Genomic DNA, 16130 nt, shown 5'->3' with positions numbered 1-16130 from the left:
AAGGACAATTTTTTTGCGATGACGATTTCTTAAGCGGTTGGTGACACTCGCTAGAGTGCCAAGAAGCAACCCCTGAAAGTTGAATGATTTGTTACCAAATGGGCCGGAGTTTGCCCAAAAGATTGCGATCGCACACATTGACGATAAGCACAGCCCGTCTTTCTACGGTAAAGGAGCAACCTTTGGCGATAAACCTATTCAAGCACATTGGCTCATGACACCACTGCTGAGAGCTGCCGATACGAGCAGTTCAACAGCCCGAGGGACTACAGATTGGACGGATATAGAGCAAACGGTAAGGGTTGACCTGTCCGCAACAGCCTGTACTGAGTTAATCCCTATAATCCTTAATGTGTTCGAGTTTTCGCTATCAGATCGGATGATGGGATAGTGCGATCGCACTGGTCTTTAGGCATAGAGACATCTAAATTTATCTGATCCGAGGATAGAGGGCAGGATCTACCGCTGCACGGATTCATGGCTTGGGTAGAAGAACCTATTGTTGAAGATGAAATAAGCAATAACTTTTGGTTTTCAAAAGCTCATTTAATACGTTGCGTCTCACATACAGTTATTTTTCCTAACTGCTTATGCTGATTTTTTGCAATGGCTTTTATTTCTCCCTTTTTAGTGGTTTCTAATCGGTAATGATTTCGTTGTACAGGCTGAGCTTGCATAGCAAAAATCATTACCGAGACACCACCAACTGTTTAACAAATTCACGAAACATCCAAAGGAGTTTCATACATGTCTAACGCCCAAACACCCGATAAAGCTGCAGGTACGACGCCTCGTCAACAAGAAAATTACGATCCCCATATTACTCCAGCCGAAACGGCTGCGCGACGAGAGCGAGAAGGGCAAAATTACAAACATATTCCCAACGAAGGCGATAAACCCGCTGCCGATGATGACAGCGTTCATACCACCGATGGCTACACGACGGACAAAGAAGGCTTGATTGATAACTTTGCGATTGAGCCGGAAATGTATGTCAATGAACCCGGTGATCTACGCCAGGAAGAGCAGGAAGACGAAGCTCGGCGAGCGCAAGAACTGGAAGAAGTCAACGACACCGATAAAGACGGTGAATTGACGATGGGCCATGATGAACGCGGCAAAGGCACTGGCATTATCTAATATCTGCTTGATGCTCCTAAACAACTCAAGTCTCCTTTCAATCCCCTAACTTCTGGGCTGGCGCTGCCAGTCCTTTTTTGTTGGCTTAGAAAGGGAGGTGAGAAGCGTGAGGAGTAAGGCGTATTGCAGTTACTCAGCACTCAGCACTTCATAACGCTCGTTTTACTAACATCGCGCACTTTGCAAATTTAAGAACCCAGGAGAGCATTTTGCCGCCGCATTGCGGCGGCAAAATGCTCTCTTCGGGTTTTGGTACAAAATGTGGGTTTACCAGCCGACGATGATTTTCCAGAGAGTTGTGCCGAGCGCGATCGCAGCTATGTGCTGAGGTAGCATCAGCCAGAACGACTGCCGAGCAATCTTCTGGGTGAGAAAGATCGTGAGCCAAACACCGACGATTAATACCACGCCTTGCAGAAAAGCAATAATGATCGGATCTGCGATCGCAATTGGCATTCCCGCTCCATTAAGCCCAAACGTTGCGAGAGTGACCGGAACAACCCGGCCAGCTTCGGATAAGCCTAAGCGTAAGTAATGAGCTAGCGTACCGCAGAGCACCAGCGGCAAGTAGCCGTAGGCGAGTTCAATAAACGGTTTGGGCCTGGATTGGACACCGCGCATGAGGCCGTAGGCGAGTAGGGCAATTGCGACCGGGACAAACAAAACGGCTAGGGAAACCCCAGCGTGAGCCGCGAAATTGTGCAGATGCAGGTTCCAGCCAAACTGCTGCTCAATTTCGGGCAGGCGATGTAGTAAGATGCCGCCGAAGAGTAAAAACAGCAGCGCCACTTCGGCATAGGTGGGCTTGTGGGTTGTCCACAGCTCAATCCCTGGTGGTCGCAGGTTCAGTTCCACTGACCGATGGGGACAGGCTTTCAGGCAAGTCATACAGAGAACGCAGTCCTTATTTTCCACCAGTTGCGCTGGATGGGAGTAGATGGGACAGCCGCCAGTGGCCTGACCCTCGCCTTTTTCGGGGCCACCTTTGTAGCACTGATAAGTTGTGCAGGAAGCCGAGCAAATGCCCTGTTGCGCCCGCAGTTCGATCATCGACAGCTTGGCGTAGAGGCCATTCATGCCGCCAATAGGGCAGAGATAGCGACACCAAAACCGCCGTTCAAACAGCAGTGAAAAGATGATGGCTCCGGCTGTGATCAGTAAGAGTAAGCAGGCCGACAGGTAAGCCGTATTTTCCAGATTCCACAGTTCTTCCCAAAGGAAAATCAGCGTGAAGAGACTGACCAGAAACCACGCGCCCCAGCGATCGGCATCCTGACGGGGCCAGGGTTTGAGCCGACGTGGCCACAGTTTGAGCGATACCTTCTGGGCAATTTCGCCGTAGACCATGAAAGGACAGACTGAGCACCAAATTCGACCCAGAAAGGGAAAGACCAGCAGCATCACGGGCCACCACCAGGCCCAAAACAGGTTGAGGCCGATGTTCGTCTCGCGGGTCTGCGGCCCCAGAAACAGAATGGCGACGACTAGGGCGAACGCTACCGTGACAAACCAGTAATTGATCCGATCCGGCCACCAGGGACTGCGGAGAAACTGGCGCAGTTTAGGATAGCCATTGAGCAGATTAAACCGAAAGCGGCGGCCTTTGGGACTGGTTGACCAAAAGACTTCTTCGGTCAGCTCCGTCGCGCCATCGGCCTGGATCACGGCTCGCTCAATTAGGCTCCTGAGTTCAGAAGAGTTACCGGGAAAATCATAGCTTTGCAGACGACGAATCGCTTCGGGTGTAATCCGGGGTTTGGCAATGCTTTTGGTGCGACAGAACAGACTGAGGTAATACTGAGCCTGCATGGCAATGTCGGCCTTGCGTACCCGCAGCGGCGGCACTTTGATCGTTTGCTCAACCCGCGATTTGCAGTCGAAGTCCGGTAGAATCCGCTCAGCCGTCATCAGGATACGGGCTTGACAGGTTTTGGTTGACGGCGGTGGACTGTCGGAACGGGCAACAGGCTGATAGGTGCCAGTTTCCAAGAGCTGAAGCAGTTTGGGACGCAGTTCCTTGGGCACTTCCTGAATATTGTTGAGCAGCAGCGTCCCGTTGCCCAGCCATTCAATCAGCCCCGGTTTGCCGCCCGCGCGACCAAACAGTTCAGCTCCACTGGCCTGCAGCGTTTCGCAGTTGAGCTTGATCATCGGTTCACGTCGCCGCTTCGAGCCAAAGTGAATCAGCGCCGCTAGGACATCTTTGTTCAAACCGGGTTCACCGAAAATCAGCACGTTGTGCTTTCCCGGTTCCTCCCCTTGAGCCGAAGCCTTCTTGATTTCCTGCCGTAACCGTTTAGCGTAGCGGCTAGAACCTACGACGCCCCGATCCGCTTTGGGAACCAGATATGGACGTAGCTCAGCTTGGCGCTCCTGCTCATAGGAAAGCTGCGCCGAGACTTCATCTAATTTTTGGGCCAGTTGACGAGTGACAATTTGTGCGATCGCAGGATACTGTTCCGCCAATTCTTTAACGGCATCACGCGGAATTTTCCAAAACGTGCAGTCCGTCAGCGTCACTGTCGTTTGCTCCGCCGCCTGATCCAGCACCAGTTCTTTGAGATACAGTACCGATCCGGGCAGCAAGTTAATCACCTGCGCTGGAGTATCTTTTGTCGTGCGATATTGCTCCAAATAGCCTGCTTTGAGGATATACAGCGCTTCCGGCAGCGTGTCTTCCAAGACTAAGCGCCGATTTTCCTGAATGGTTTCTTCGATGTAAGAATGTGCGATCGCACCTAATGCTTCGTCTGATAGCGACTGAAAAAGGGTGCTTTCTCGTAGCCACTGCACCTGTTCTGCATGTTCCATTGCTCACCTCCCCCGGTGTGCATCTGCCCTCATTAAAACGCAAAGAGGATAGAACTGTAGGGGCGATGCATTTGGGCAACATTTCGTTTCTAAAAATAAACGTATCGGCCAAATGCATCGCCCCTACGGGGTATGGGTTGAAAATCGAAATGTGGGGTTTATCTGTCGAATGATTTACCAATCTGATCGCAATCGCTCTTTTACCACCCGTTTGTAAACCGATTCTGTCTGTTTGGCGATTTTCGGCCAGCTAAAGCGCTGATCCAAATCAGCGTAGGCATTTGCCACGAGATGTTGGGCATAGTCCGGATCTTTCAGCACCTTGAGAATGCCCCAGGCTAGCGAATCCGGATTATGCGTGTAAGTAATCGTACCCGTTTTGCCGTGCTGTACCACTTCCGGTAAACCGCCCGTGTCAGAGACGACGACAGGCACGCGGGCGGCAAAACTCTCTAAGGCCACAATGCCAAAGGGTTCATACAGACTAGGAAACACCGCGCAGTCGGCCACGACCTGAAACTTGTCCAAAACATCATCCGGCATAAAGCCCGTGAAATAAAACTTGTGCCAGAGGCCCATATCCCAGGCCATGCGCTTTAGATGATCGGTATTACCGCCGCCAATAATGACGAACTTGACCTGACCGCCCATTGCCCACACAATTTTCGGAGCCGCTTCCACCAAGACATGGACACCTTTCTCGTAGGCCATCCGCCCCACGTAGTAGACAATTTTTTCGTCGGCTCCAGCGAATTTACTTCGAAAAGCGGCGTGATCAAAGTCCGGTGGCGTGTGTTTCTTCTCCGGTCGGATGCCGTTGTAGATCACGTCTACCTTATCCCAGGGGCAAGCTAAAGCACGTTCCACTTCTCGTCGCATGTAGTCAGTGCAGACAATCACGCGCCACGAGTTGTAAATTAAAATCCCTTCTCGACTGGCAATGTAGTGATGCGTCGGGTCAAACAGGCCATTGTAGCGACCAAATTCTGTAGCGTGAATCGTGGAAATGAGCGGTACTTTAAAATGCTCTTTAAGTGCGATCGCAGCATCACCCACTAGCCAATCATGGGCATGAATCACATCAAACGGGCCTTGATCGAGCAGAAGCTGGCCGCCCTGATGCCCCATGCTCTGGTTCATGTTGTTGACCCAGTGGAAAAAATCGTGGCTCGGCCCTACGTTCACTCGGTGCACATGCATGCCGTCCACAACTTCATAATGAGGAGCGGTGCCAAACTCAACGGTCATTAAATGCACCTCATGTCCCAAGTTGACCAGTTCAGGATACAGTTCGGCGACATGACGAGAAATCCCGCCCACAATCCGGGGGGGAAACTCCCAAGCTAACACCAGAATCCGCATGTATTTGCTCCTTGTACACCGAGATGCGATGAGGTCAACGTAGCCCAAGCGCAGTTTGCCATCTTAACGTGGAACGAGAGGGACAAAATCTGTCGCCAAACCGAAATATGGCTCAAATATGGCCGAAATAGATTCAAATATATAGCGGTTTGCAACCGCATTAAGTACAAAAACGGTGATGTGGGGCATACACGCCCCACATCACCGTACTGAACCAATGTGCATAGCGCTGTCAATCCACCGATCAAAAATATTTTGATGTAGTCATGTTTGTGAAGCGCAAATGCCGATCGCGATTCACAAACACTCACAAAGATTCAACTTAACTCTCACTGGTGGATTTGGGATAACGTTTTTCCTCGTTCTAGAGAGTTTAGTCTGCTCAAGTGGCTGAATTTGAGGCAATTGAAAATCGCTGTACACTGGAACTCGGCAAAACGCCCCGTTAATCTGCTCATCTGCTATCTGCGATCGCAATGAATCAACCCTTTTCACCTATTTTGCATTTGCCAATCCTGCTAGCGACGGACGGTTCGCCCACAGCCGTATTAGCGCAACAACTGGTCATGCCGCTTGTGCAACATTTAGCGTTGCGATCGCCCACCCAAACGCCAGATGCCGAACTAGATAACGAACCAGAGGCCAAACCCGCTTTCATTGCCGTCCATGTGCAGCCGAAACCCAGTCGCTTTCGCCGCCCTGGGCGGAGTCCGAGCAGTTCAGAGGATCTAGCGCCTGAGCCGCCTGCCATGACCTCGTCAGCTACGTCATTGTCAGCGATACCTGATAACTTAGAAGAACAGCCCGCTAGTCAAATCGCCGCCGCCTCACGTGAACCGGAACCGACCACAACTTTCTCGGCAGCATCCAGCAGTACTCCCGCTCAAGCCTCATCTGACGAGACGATATCTTCCGCATCTGCTCCTGAATCTGCTGAGCCTGCACCGCCAACTGAAGCATCCTCTGGAGTGGATGCCACTGATACTCCTCCCACGGGAGCACTGCCAGCGATTGCCGACTTACCGCCTGCTTTGGCGGTTCTACAGGCTGAACTAGAGCGCAGTAACCATAAGGTTTCCACTAGCCTAGTGGCTGCTCAAGGACGACCTGCCACTGAGATTCTAAAACAGGCCAGTCAGTCTCAAGCGGGCCTGATTGCGCTGGGCTGTCACGGTACAGGCGGCGCGCGCGAAATGCTAGTCGGCAGCGTTTCAGCAGAGATTGCTCGCTATGCAGACAGTCATGTGCTGATTGCTCGCAGCGCGGAGCCGGAGCATCCCGCTCAACCCAACTGGCAGCATGTCTTACTAGTGGTTACAGGAGAACTATCTACCCAAAGTGCGATCGCGCTGACCCGTCAGCTTGTCCCCATTGGCATTCAGCAGTTGACGGTACTGTGTGTTCAACCGCCGCTGACATCTCACTATCTCTTCGGCCCCTTTGCCACCCCGAATCCAAGCTGGCAATTAACTCAATCCCTACAAGCTGCTCAGCGTGAACAAAGCGAAGCCATTTTGCAGCAGGCCGAATTAGCGCTATCGGATCTGGATGTGGAACTGGAAATGCTGGTACAAACGGGAGAACCCGGTTCGCTCATTTGCCAAGTGGCGGAACAGCGTCAAGCTAATCTGATCATCATTGGCAGCGATGCCAACCCCAAACGTAGCAAATCCTCTCCGTCTACACCAATTGGACGACGACGGCTGCTGCGATTGACGGCAACGGCTGACTATGTAATTCACCACGCCAACTGCCCTGTACTGCTGAGCCGAATGTTCAATTGATTCAGGTAACACCAAAACTCAGAAGGGGGATTGTGGCGCGATGTGGCATCATAACCCCCCTTCTGGATTTCAATATGAATGGCGTACCAAAACGTTGCGTAGGGGCAGGTTTAGCCGTCAAATGGTTGGTCGAAGCCCACAATGATGAACAAAACCCGCCCATACAGAGCCTTGAATTAGCGATCGCGGGGAGAGATCGGTGTCCCACAGGGATAGCGAGGCACGTCTCCCTTGGCTGATCCAGAGGCTGAACCGACTAAATCTTTAGCTGGTTCAGTGGATGAATCGGCTAATTCTGACAGTTGCTTCTGCTGTTGGTAATCCTTCATCAGCCGCTGCACCAGCTCGCCTCGGCGATCGTACAGACGCTTCAGCGGACGAGCTGGAGTTTGATTCATGGTGTAGGCCGTTAACAGCGGCAGCGCAATCGTGCTGTCGGTGTAGCAGACAATCGTACTGGGCAATTCGTTCGGATCAACCTTGCCCCAACTGACCGCTTCACTCGGGGTTGCACCGGACAAACCGCCCGTATCGGGCCGAGCATCGGTAATTTGCACAAAGTAATCGTGGCCGCGCTCTTCCAAACCCAGCACCTCATGAATTTGGGGCTGCGTTTGCAGCAGGAAGTTCTTGGGACTACCGCCACCGAGGATCAGAGCCGCGCTCTTACCTGTAACACCCTCAATGCCGGACTCCCGTGCGCCGTATACGATGGCAGCGGTTTCATTGACATCCAGAGACGGATCAATCACCAGCTTAGAACCATCCAGTGCGATCGCAGCTACGTTCATGCCGATGGAGCTATCGCCAGGGGATGAGGTATAAACGGGGACGCCGCACTCGTAAGCCGTTGCTAAGAGGCTGGAATGCTGAATCCCTAGCTGCTGCTCCACGTCCCAAATGCACTTGCCCAGCAGGTGATGAAACTCCGCCGTGCTCATGCGCCGCTGGAACGGCTCGGCCCAGAGAATCTTACGCAAAAAGGCATCGGTCTCCAGCAGAACGTCATAGCCGAAGACGATGTCGTAGATCCGCACACGTCCTTCTTTTCGCAGTTTCGTGTCGTCTACTAGGGGATGGCTGGCATACAGGTCTAGTCCCAGCGCATAGTGAATGTCGTGGTACAGATTGGCCCCGGTGCTAATGATGTAGTCAACAAAGCCCTGCCGCATCAGCGGCGCGATCGCAGATGTGCCAAAACCAGCGGGCGTCATCGCGCCAGAGAGGCTCATGCCAACGGTCACGCCCGCTTGGAACACCTCTTGGCTAAGCAGTTGGCACACTTCCCGCAGCCGAGCCGAGTTGTATGCCGTAAAATACTGATTCACCAAGTCCACCACACTGATCTCAGAGGGCATGGGGTTGGGTGCAATCTTTTTGCTGAATAAATTCTTCATCGGGTCGATCCTTTCGAACTGAATGACAAATAGCGTGCAGGCGGCAACAGCATGCCGCAGAAGCGGTAGTGTCATGACTCAAAACACAGGGCTAGATCGAATGTGCGATCGCACATTCACAAACATCCCTATTAGCCCATCCCATACCTAGACAGCATCCAATTGGCCTACCTCCAGCATGTGGAGCTTGTGCCAATCGCAGGAACAACCCAATCTGTCAATGAAAACTCACTCATAAAAACTCAGCTCAGCATTCATGAAACGTCCTTCTCAGGAGTGCTTCACGCGCTTGGGAGCAACTGGAGCCTTCAAGTCAAACTGCGCCAATCTAGGTTTAGAAAATAAGCAGAGTTTTTCAGTCAATTACCCAGCAGTACCCAAAAGCACTACCTACCGATTCAGGTCAGACTAAAAACTAAGCAAACTGATCAATCCTGAAGTCATCCGTGTGGTGAATAAAGTTGACTCGACGCTACGGGATTACTAGGTGTAGCGCCACTGAACGAGTCTGGATGATTCGTCGTGGACTGATCAGCTCATACTGGGAGCTTCGCATCGGTCAAGCCAGGATAGACCCGGATTGCTTTCCCGCTTGCGCTTCAATTTGACATCCAGATACCACAAGGGTCGCCAAGGGTATCCAACAAGTGCAGGAAATTCCAATGTCTTTCAACCTTTCTCAAAGTGAGCTTGAAATAGGTTCAAGCAAGAGACAATCTTATCTTAGTCTGTTAGTGACAATAAATTATGCAGATTGCTAATAGTAATTTTTTGTACTAGGAGCATGAGTTTTGCCATCGAAATCTACGCTTTAGCGGCATTTATGCTCTTAGACTTGTAGCACCAGATCTCACTGATGTTCTCTTTTACTCTAACAGTTCACTTCAGGATTCGGGTGTGAGGATGATCACGCTAGATGTAGAGTTATCCGCAGATCCTTGAAGCAGGTGCAAGTTGTGGCGTGGTCGTGACATCACGAGTATCTTGCATCACGTAAACGAAGAACTCGAAGAGGTGATGTTGTGAGCGCATAGTGGCGGAACATCATCTTTTCGGATTTGGTGCAATGAGATGACGCCAATTAGGCGACTCATGTTAAATTTGCCCAAATTTAGGGCAACGTAAATTTAGCTAGCTTAAAGTAGCTCAAAGTCAAAGATTAAGTGAAGCACAGCCCAACCTCTGTTGATGTTTATCTTTTCAGTGGGGCAACATTAACGTAGGTTTACAAAAGGAAGTAAAGTGGCTCAGGAGTGATTTGAATGCTCTCGGCCCGTCATTACACAAGAGGACGCGATTTATGAGTCAAGAACACCGTGGCGTAACGATTTGGTTCACAGGTCTTAGCGGCGCAGGCAAAAGCACAATTACCGAGGCACTGGCTGAAGAGTTGCGATCGCGCAATTGCAAACTAGAGGTTTTAGACGGCGACATCGTTCGCACCAACCTCACCAAAGGTTTGGGGTTCAGCAAAGAAGACCGGGATGAAAACATTCGCCGCATTGGCTTTGTTTCGCATCTACTCACCCGCAACGGTGTCATCGTATTAGTGTCTGCGATTTCGCCCTATCGTGCGATTCGTGAAGAAGTCCGAGCGCGAATCGGCGATTTCATGGAAGTCTACGTTAGTGCTCCTCTAGAAGTTTGTGAAGAGCGAGATGTCAAGGGACTCTATAAGCGGGCACGGGCTGGAGAAATCAAGCAGTTCACAGGTATCGATGATCCCTACGAGCCACCTACCAACCCAGAGGTCAACTGCAGAACTCATGAAGAAACCCTGGAAGAAAGCGTGGGCAAGGTACTATCCAAACTAGAAGAGATGGGCTATCTTCCAGCGATGTCTAAAGTCTAGTTACAGATTCAAAATCCAAGCTCAAAGCGAAAGGCGAGAACCGAGTTCTCGCCTTTCGCTTTGAGCTTGGATTTTGGGTTGAGCCTTGGTTTGATGAATCTCGGTCAGTTTGCTGCTTCAGCTTCTTCTGCAACTGCTTTTGTCGCTTGATTAACTGTCGCTGCCGCGCTGAACCGCCTCGACCTTTGCGGTTCCGTCCTTTGCGGCGGGGCGATTCCCACCGTTTAAGCTGTGCCATATATGGTTTCTACCCTCGTTGAATATGGGCTGTGCATCTAACTAAATTCTAGATACAACACAGATAGACATGATTACGGTCAAAATTCGGTATTACCCACTGGACTTATATTGCACTTAAAGGGTTAGTTGAGACATCAGCTATCTCGTTTGCTGCAATAAAGCCCATCAGCCGTGTGGAGTATGAATCGAAGGTCAACTCCAACGTAGACTCAGGTTTCGCGATGAGCGATGAAAAGATTCGCCCATCTTCCTAGAGAGGATTTTTGCTGGGTTACAAAGGTTACTTAGATGGGCAGTTGGGCTAGATGAGTAAGCTAAATCGAATAAAGTCATAAAAGTAAATAAATAAGTAAGTAAACTCCATCAATACAGCTCTAATCAACAGTTACTAAAAAGTTAGTAAAAGCTTTTTCTAGATAAGAAAAACATCTGTCAAAAGACGTAAACTGCGATACAAAAATATTTATTGCAATTGTGGTTCATTTTCTTGATGCGAGCTAGCCGATTGAACAAATGTCACAAATTCGTGAGACGCTGATTGTGCTGAAACTCTTTTTGTTAAAGGGTTACAAGTACTTATTGTTTCTGGCTGAATAGAATGAAAACTTATAATCTACTATTAAAAATAAATTGTGTTTATGGCTACAATATACATTTTTTAATGGGTTTATCCGCATGATCACAGAGGCGCTTTACATTTAGTAAGGGGGGAGTTCCCTATTGATCCGGGTATTTATCAGGTTGTAGTTTAAGGGTAAGTTTGAGACCTTATATAAAGAACGCGAATGTCTTCGAAGAAAGCTTTAGAAATTCAAGTCTGATTTGTTCTCTCTAAATCTCTATAAGCAGTCAACTGAACAATCAATTGAACGATAGACTTCTCTACCTCCAAACTCACCTAAGCAACAGTATCAGGTTGAAATAATAAAAGATGACAACATGTCCATGCTGCTCTAACTCTCTCCTCCGTCATGCACGTGGCGCTGATGTTTACTGGTTTTGCTCCCACTGCTGGCAGGAAATGCCGGATTTACCCAGCGATCTCAGTCACCGCCGGAGTCGTGGTCTACAGGTTGCAAGCTTAGAACGTTTAATTCGGAATGATTTCAATGCAACTGCACTGCGCTAGATTTCACTGAATGACATAAAAAACACCCGATATCAAACAACACTCAAGATACGGCCTCTAAAAGGAGAAGGGCAGTCACTGCCCTTCTCTTTCTATTTCATATCAGTGCAATACAGCAGCAGCTCGTGACCGCCGTAGTACTGTCGTGTTAGGCCCATTCGCTGCATGCCGAGTCGTTCCATAACGCCGATTGAGCGGAGATTATTGGGCTTGGTGACGGCATACAACATGGGTAAATGTAACTGCTGAAATCCGTAATCCATCAGGCGGCGAGCCGATTCGGTGGCAAAGCCATATCCCCAACTTTGGCGGCGAAAGTGCCAGCCGATTTCGTAATCATCTGTTGGTTCGTGTTCCGCATCCGGCAATGGGATTAAGAGTAGGTTGCCAATGATGTCTTGAGATGTTTTTTCAACCACTGCCCAACAGCCGAAATTGCGATCGCGTTCATAAAATCGCTCCACATACCGCTGCAACCGCTCTTTCACATCGGCAACTGTTTCAGCTACGCTGCGATTGCTGAGCCACTGTGTCACTTCTGCATCGTTATAAATGGCAAATGCTTGATGAGCATCTTGCTCAGGCTGCCATCTGCGAATGATTAGGCGCTCAGTTTCCAAAAATGGCTGTGTGATTAACATTGAGCCTCCTAATAGTTAGTAGTTACAGGTAGCAACGGTGCGCCCCTGTCTGACGTTGACTACAAATCTGCGATCGCATTTTCCTAGCTTCCATTATGAACAGCACTGGTAAAAGTTCCGTGAACTCGTTAAATGGTCTGTCAACTTTAGTTTTAATGAGTTTTGATGGTTGATGTGCCGCGCTCCGCGCGGCACATCAACCATCAAAACTTGATTTACAGAGTATTAAATCCAAATCGCGACGGAACCTGCCTGCTAAGGGGGAAATATCTTACAAAATGCAAATAGAACGCTCGTATTACAGACAATAACTGAGCTACGATAGGCCAAAGCGATCAAATGTATTGAGCTAATTGGGCGTTTTCGATGGATTTAGAAAAGCCGCTGGGTTCCGTCATTCAAGGTTCTCTCAGCCAAGGTCTAGAGGTACGTCTACACGCTGATGTCTCGGTGGAAGAAATGCGGGTAGGCAAGTTTCTGGTGGTGCAGGGAATGAGATCGCGCTTTTTCTGCATGCTTACCGACGTCACGCTCGGCACTTCAAGCCAGCGAATTATCGCCAATCCGCCCGATCCTGGTAATCTGTTTTTGCAGGAAGTCTTAGCCGGTTCCGGCACCTACGGCACGATTGCGCTGTCGCCCATGCTTATGTTTACGCCTCAGACCCAGCACCAGCAGGACAAGTCGCGCGATTCTTCTAATAATCAATCCAAATCCCATTCGACTCAGGCTCAGGCTGGATCATATCAAGCTCAGAGTAGTGAACCTGTCGAGCTGCTGCCTGTCAAGACGATCCCAAGTCACTTTAGCCAGGTCTATGATGCCTCTGAGCGAGATTTCCGCGTGGTATTCGGCTGGGAAGACGACCCCCATCGGCGCAATTTTTCCATTGGCAAACCGATTGATATGGACGTGCCGATTTGTATTGACCTGGATCGGTTTGTAGAGCGCAGCAACGGCATTTTCGGTAAGTCCGGTACGGGCAAATCATTCCTAACGCGCTTGCTACTGTCGGGCGTGATTCGCAAACAGGCGGCGGTCAATCTGATTTTTGATATGCACTCGGAATATGGCTGGGAAGCGGCCAGTGAGGGCAAGCAGTTCAGCACGGTCAAAGGACTGCGGCAGCTCTTTCCGGGACAGGTGCAGATTTTTACGCTCGACCCGGAATCGACGAAGCGGCGCGGCGTCCGGGACGCGCAAGAACTCTACATCAGCTATGACCAAATTGATGTGGAGGATCTGATGCTGGTGCGGGGAGAACTAAATCTTTCTGAGGCCAGCCTGGAAAATGCAATTATCCTGCGTAACGAGTTTGGCAAATCTTGGATTTCGCGGCTACTGACCCTTAATAACGAGGAAATTCAGGAGTTCTGTGAAACGAAGATGGGCAGCAAGTCATCGATTATGGCGCTTCAACGCAAGCTGACGCGACTTGATGATTTGAAGTACACCCGCAACACCTGTCCTCATAATTACATCGGCCAGATTCTCGAAGCGATCGATGCGGGGAAGCATGTCGTGGTGGAATTTGGCTCTCAGTCCAACATGCTGTCTTACATGCTAGCAACCAATGTGATTGCGCGGCGAATTCACGCCAGCTATGTGCGTAAAGCTGAGAAGTTTCTGCAAACCAAAAATATTTGCGATCGCCCCCGTCAGCTCATGATCACGATTGAAGAAGCCCACCGCTTTCTCGATCCGGCGACCGCTCGGCAAACGATTTTCGGCACGATTGCGCGGGAAATGCGCAAGTACTTTGTCACCCTGCTCGTCGTCGATCAGCGTCCCTCTGGAATTGATAATGAAGTGATGTCCCAAGTCGGCACGCGGATCACAGCATTGCTGAATGACGAGAAAGATATTGACGCAATTTTTACCGGAGTTGCAGGCAGCCAAAGTTTACGATCGGTGCTGGCCAAGTTAGATTCCAAACAGCAAGCACTGATTCTGGGTCACGCGGTCCCGATGCCTGTAGTGGTGCGGACTCGTCCCTATGACGAAAGCTTCTATGCCGAAATTGGCGACACGGCTTGGGAAGAAATGCCGACCGCTGCCGTATTCAAAGCAGCGGAATCAGCCAAAGCGGACTTGGGTTTCTAGATGCTTGAGAATGCTCTAAATCTCAACCGCTCGACCGTTGTAGAGACTCATGCTTTTTTCTACGCCCTGCTTGAGGCTTAGTTCAATGCTGTCCTGCGCCAAATAGAGCACTTCTAACAGAATTGGCTGTTCGGCTTTGGAAAATTGGCCTAGCACATGCCCGACTGCATCGTTGGTGACTGTATTCTCATCTTTGGGTGAGCCAATGCCTATTCGCAGGCGGGGAAATTCCTGAGTATTCACATGGGAAATAATCGACTTCATGCCGTTGTGTCCCCCCGCTGAACCCGAGAGACGCAGCCGAATTCGACCTAGCGGCAAATCCATCTCGTCATAGACCACCAGGATCTTGGCAGGCGAAACTTTGAACCAGTCCAGTACGGCTCGAACCGACTGCCCGGAACGATTCATATATGTGGTCGGCTTCAGCAACCGAACTTTACTGCGCTGACTGCCAACCGTCGTTTCGCCATACCAGCCCTGAAACTTACGATTTTCGGATAAGTTTACCTGCCACCGTTTCGCCAAGGCATCAATTACCTGAAAGCCAACGTTGTGACGGGTATTTTCGTATTTCGATCCTGGATTACCCAAACCTACAATCAGTTCAGGAATGACTAAAGCCTCAGTTGCATCGCCCATAGATTGGGATTCTGGTTGAGCAGACACATTCATCATTTTCACTCAAAATCGCTTAGAAATACTAAGTATTAGATGGCTGCTCTGATGGAGTTGCGGCAACCTCTTCTGTCGTATCTGCTTGAGATTCAGTTGCCACTGTTTCAGCAGTAGGCTCCGCTGCCTTATCTACCTCTTCGGCTGAGGGCACGGCATCAGACTGTAAAGCTTTGCGTTGGGGTGGTTCAATCGTAGCTTTCATCTGCACGCTTTTTTCGATCTCTTGCGCCTCTCGCTTGAACTCGTTTTCAAATTCCTTGGATGCATCTTGAAATCCACGAATGGCTTTACCCAGGCTGCGACCAATTTCAGGTAGCTTTTTGGGGCCAAAAACGAGTAGGGCAACGATAAAAATCAGCGCCATTTCCGGCAGACCGATGCCAAAGATATTCACGCTGTGTCCTCCTGTAGCTACTGTGTCTCGTTACGGTGTATTGCTCCTCACATCTAGGGCACTAGAACCCAGCAGAGCGTCAGTTCACCAAATGTCACTATAACCATGTTAGGGCTTTTGCCACTGACATCATACAAAAAGTCTCCCCGCGCGGCGCACCGCAGGGGGAGACAAGCAGCCCGTTGCTTGGGTTTAACCCCTCCAATCCATGTTGAAGGATTCTAGGAGCAGCGACGAATTGTAGATTTGCAAAATGATGAGTAAGAAGACTAAGAAAAGCAACATAAACACAGCCATTAACGGCGTTGTGCCCCAACCAGGGGAAACTTTACCGTATTCGGAGTTCAAAGGCTTGAGCAAATCTCCCAACCGAGTCCGTTGTGCCATAGCTATCCTGTACTGAAATCTATTTTAATGATCCGTAATATTATAGGAGAAGGTCACTTATCTTTCTCATTTAACCTATGGAACCTGCAACAGTTCTTAGTATTTCCATCGCAGCCATTCTGGTCGTCATTACCGGAATTGGTGTCTATACGGCGTTTGGCCCACCGGCCAAGCAGCTCAGTGATCCCTTTGAAGATCATGAAGATTAAAAT

The 16130-nt window shown here is 49.8% G+C and carries 14 protein-coding genes; 7 read left to right on the top strand and 7 right to left on the bottom strand.

The window, feature by feature from the left end; all coding sequences use genetic code 11:
- Nucleotides 1–79: 79 nt before the first annotated feature.
- Both AC286M_RS30745 and AC286M_RS30740 read left to right on the top strand, forming a co-directional pair.
- Nucleotides 80–391 (top strand): hypothetical protein, encoded by a 312-nt coding sequence (locus AC286M_RS30745; protein WP_488208019.1) that lies wholly within the window; start codon nucleotides 80–82, stop codon nucleotides 389–391.
- A gap of 356 nt (nucleotides 392–747) precedes the next feature.
- Nucleotides 748–1140 carry a hypothetical protein gene (locus tag AC286M_RS30740; RefSeq protein ID WP_488208018.1) on the top strand — a complete coding sequence of 131 codons (393 nt, stop codon included), beginning with the start codon at nucleotides 748–750 and terminating at the stop codon, nucleotides 1138–1140.
- A 267-nt stretch (nucleotides 1141–1407) separates the two neighbouring features.
- On the opposite strand, the gene AC286M_RS30735 is transcribed toward AC286M_RS30740, so the two are convergent.
- On the bottom strand, nucleotides 1408–3951 hold the full coding sequence (locus AC286M_RS30735; RefSeq protein ID WP_488208017.1) for a sigma 54-interacting transcriptional regulator: 2544 nt from the start codon (nucleotides 3949–3951) through the stop codon (nucleotides 1408–1410).
- Nucleotides 3952–4125: 174 nt separating this feature from the next.
- Entirely contained in the window at nucleotides 4126–5313 is a 1188-nt protein-coding gene (locus AC286M_RS30730) for a glycosyltransferase family 4 protein (protein WP_488208016.1), read from the bottom strand.
- 476 nt (nucleotides 5314–5789) lie between these two features.
- Between AC286M_RS30730 and AC286M_RS30725 the strand changes: the two genes are divergently transcribed.
- Nucleotides 5790–7097, top strand: a complete 1308-nt coding sequence (locus AC286M_RS30725; protein WP_488208015.1) for a universal stress protein — start codon at nucleotides 5790–5792, stop codon at nucleotides 7095–7097.
- 176 nt (nucleotides 7098–7273) lie between these two features.
- On the opposite strand, the gene AC286M_RS30720 is transcribed toward AC286M_RS30725, so the two are convergent.
- Entirely contained in the window at nucleotides 7274–8494 is a 1221-nt protein-coding gene (locus AC286M_RS30720; protein WP_488208014.1) for a homospermidine biosynthesis protein, read from the bottom strand.
- A gap of 1258 nt (nucleotides 8495–9752) precedes the next feature.
- On the opposite strand from AC286M_RS30720, the gene cysC reads away from it, so the two are divergent.
- Together cysC and AC286M_RS30710 are read left to right on the top strand one after the other, a co-directional pair.
- On the top strand, nucleotides 9753–10346 hold the full coding sequence (gene cysC, locus AC286M_RS30715; RefSeq protein WP_488208013.1) for an adenylyl-sulfate kinase: 594 nt from the start codon (nucleotides 9753–9755) through the stop codon (nucleotides 10344–10346).
- Nucleotides 10347–11517: 1171 nt separating this feature from the next.
- On the top strand, nucleotides 11518–11715 hold the full coding sequence (locus AC286M_RS30710; RefSeq protein ID WP_488208012.1) for a hypothetical protein: 198 nt from the start codon (nucleotides 11518–11520) through the stop codon (nucleotides 11713–11715).
- 92 nt (nucleotides 11716–11807) lie between these two features.
- Here AC286M_RS30710 and AC286M_RS30705 read toward each other — a convergent pair whose 3' ends face one another.
- On the bottom strand, nucleotides 11808–12356 hold the full coding sequence (locus tag AC286M_RS30705; RefSeq protein WP_488208011.1) for a GNAT family N-acetyltransferase: 549 nt from the start codon (nucleotides 12354–12356) through the stop codon (nucleotides 11808–11810).
- A 366-nt stretch (nucleotides 12357–12722) separates the two neighbouring features.
- Here AC286M_RS30705 and AC286M_RS30700 point away from each other — a divergent pair, with 366 nt between their 5' ends.
- A complete protein-coding gene (locus AC286M_RS30700) occupies nucleotides 12723–14459 on the top strand; it encodes a helicase HerA domain-containing protein (RefSeq protein WP_488208010.1) in 1737 nt (578 codons plus the stop codon).
- Between the two features lie 15 nt (nucleotides 14460–14474).
- Here the strand turns inward: AC286M_RS30700 and pth are convergent, their stop codons facing one another.
- The 3 genes from pth to psbH form a co-directional block, all read right to left on the bottom strand.
- Entirely contained in the window at nucleotides 14475–15101 is a 627-nt protein-coding gene (gene pth, locus AC286M_RS30695) for an aminoacyl-tRNA hydrolase (protein ID WP_488208009.1), read from the bottom strand.
- Nucleotides 15102–15162: 61 nt separating this feature from the next.
- Nucleotides 15163–15531, bottom strand: a complete 369-nt coding sequence (locus AC286M_RS30690; protein WP_488208008.1) for a TatA/E family twin arginine-targeting protein translocase — start codon at nucleotides 15529–15531, stop codon at nucleotides 15163–15165.
- 192 nt (nucleotides 15532–15723) lie between these two features.
- Nucleotides 15724–15918: a photosystem II reaction center phosphoprotein PsbH gene (gene psbH, locus AC286M_RS30685; protein ID WP_488208007.1), complete on the bottom strand. Its 195-nt coding sequence runs from the start codon at nucleotides 15916–15918 to the stop codon at nucleotides 15724–15726.
- Between the two features lie 77 nt (nucleotides 15919–15995).
- Here psbH and psbN point away from each other — a divergent pair, with 77 nt between their 5' ends.
- The gene (psbN, locus tag AC286M_RS30680; RefSeq protein WP_488208006.1) at nucleotides 15996–16127 is read left to right on the top strand and encodes a photosystem II reaction center protein PsbN; all 132 of its coding nucleotides are present in this window, start codon (nucleotides 15996–15998) and stop codon (nucleotides 16125–16127) included.
- Nucleotides 16128–16130 lie beyond the last annotated feature (3 nt).

It is taken from the genome of Thainema salinarum CENA647 (genome assembly GCF_057732415.1).
This window is presented reverse-complemented; position numbering and strand designations above follow the sequence as displayed.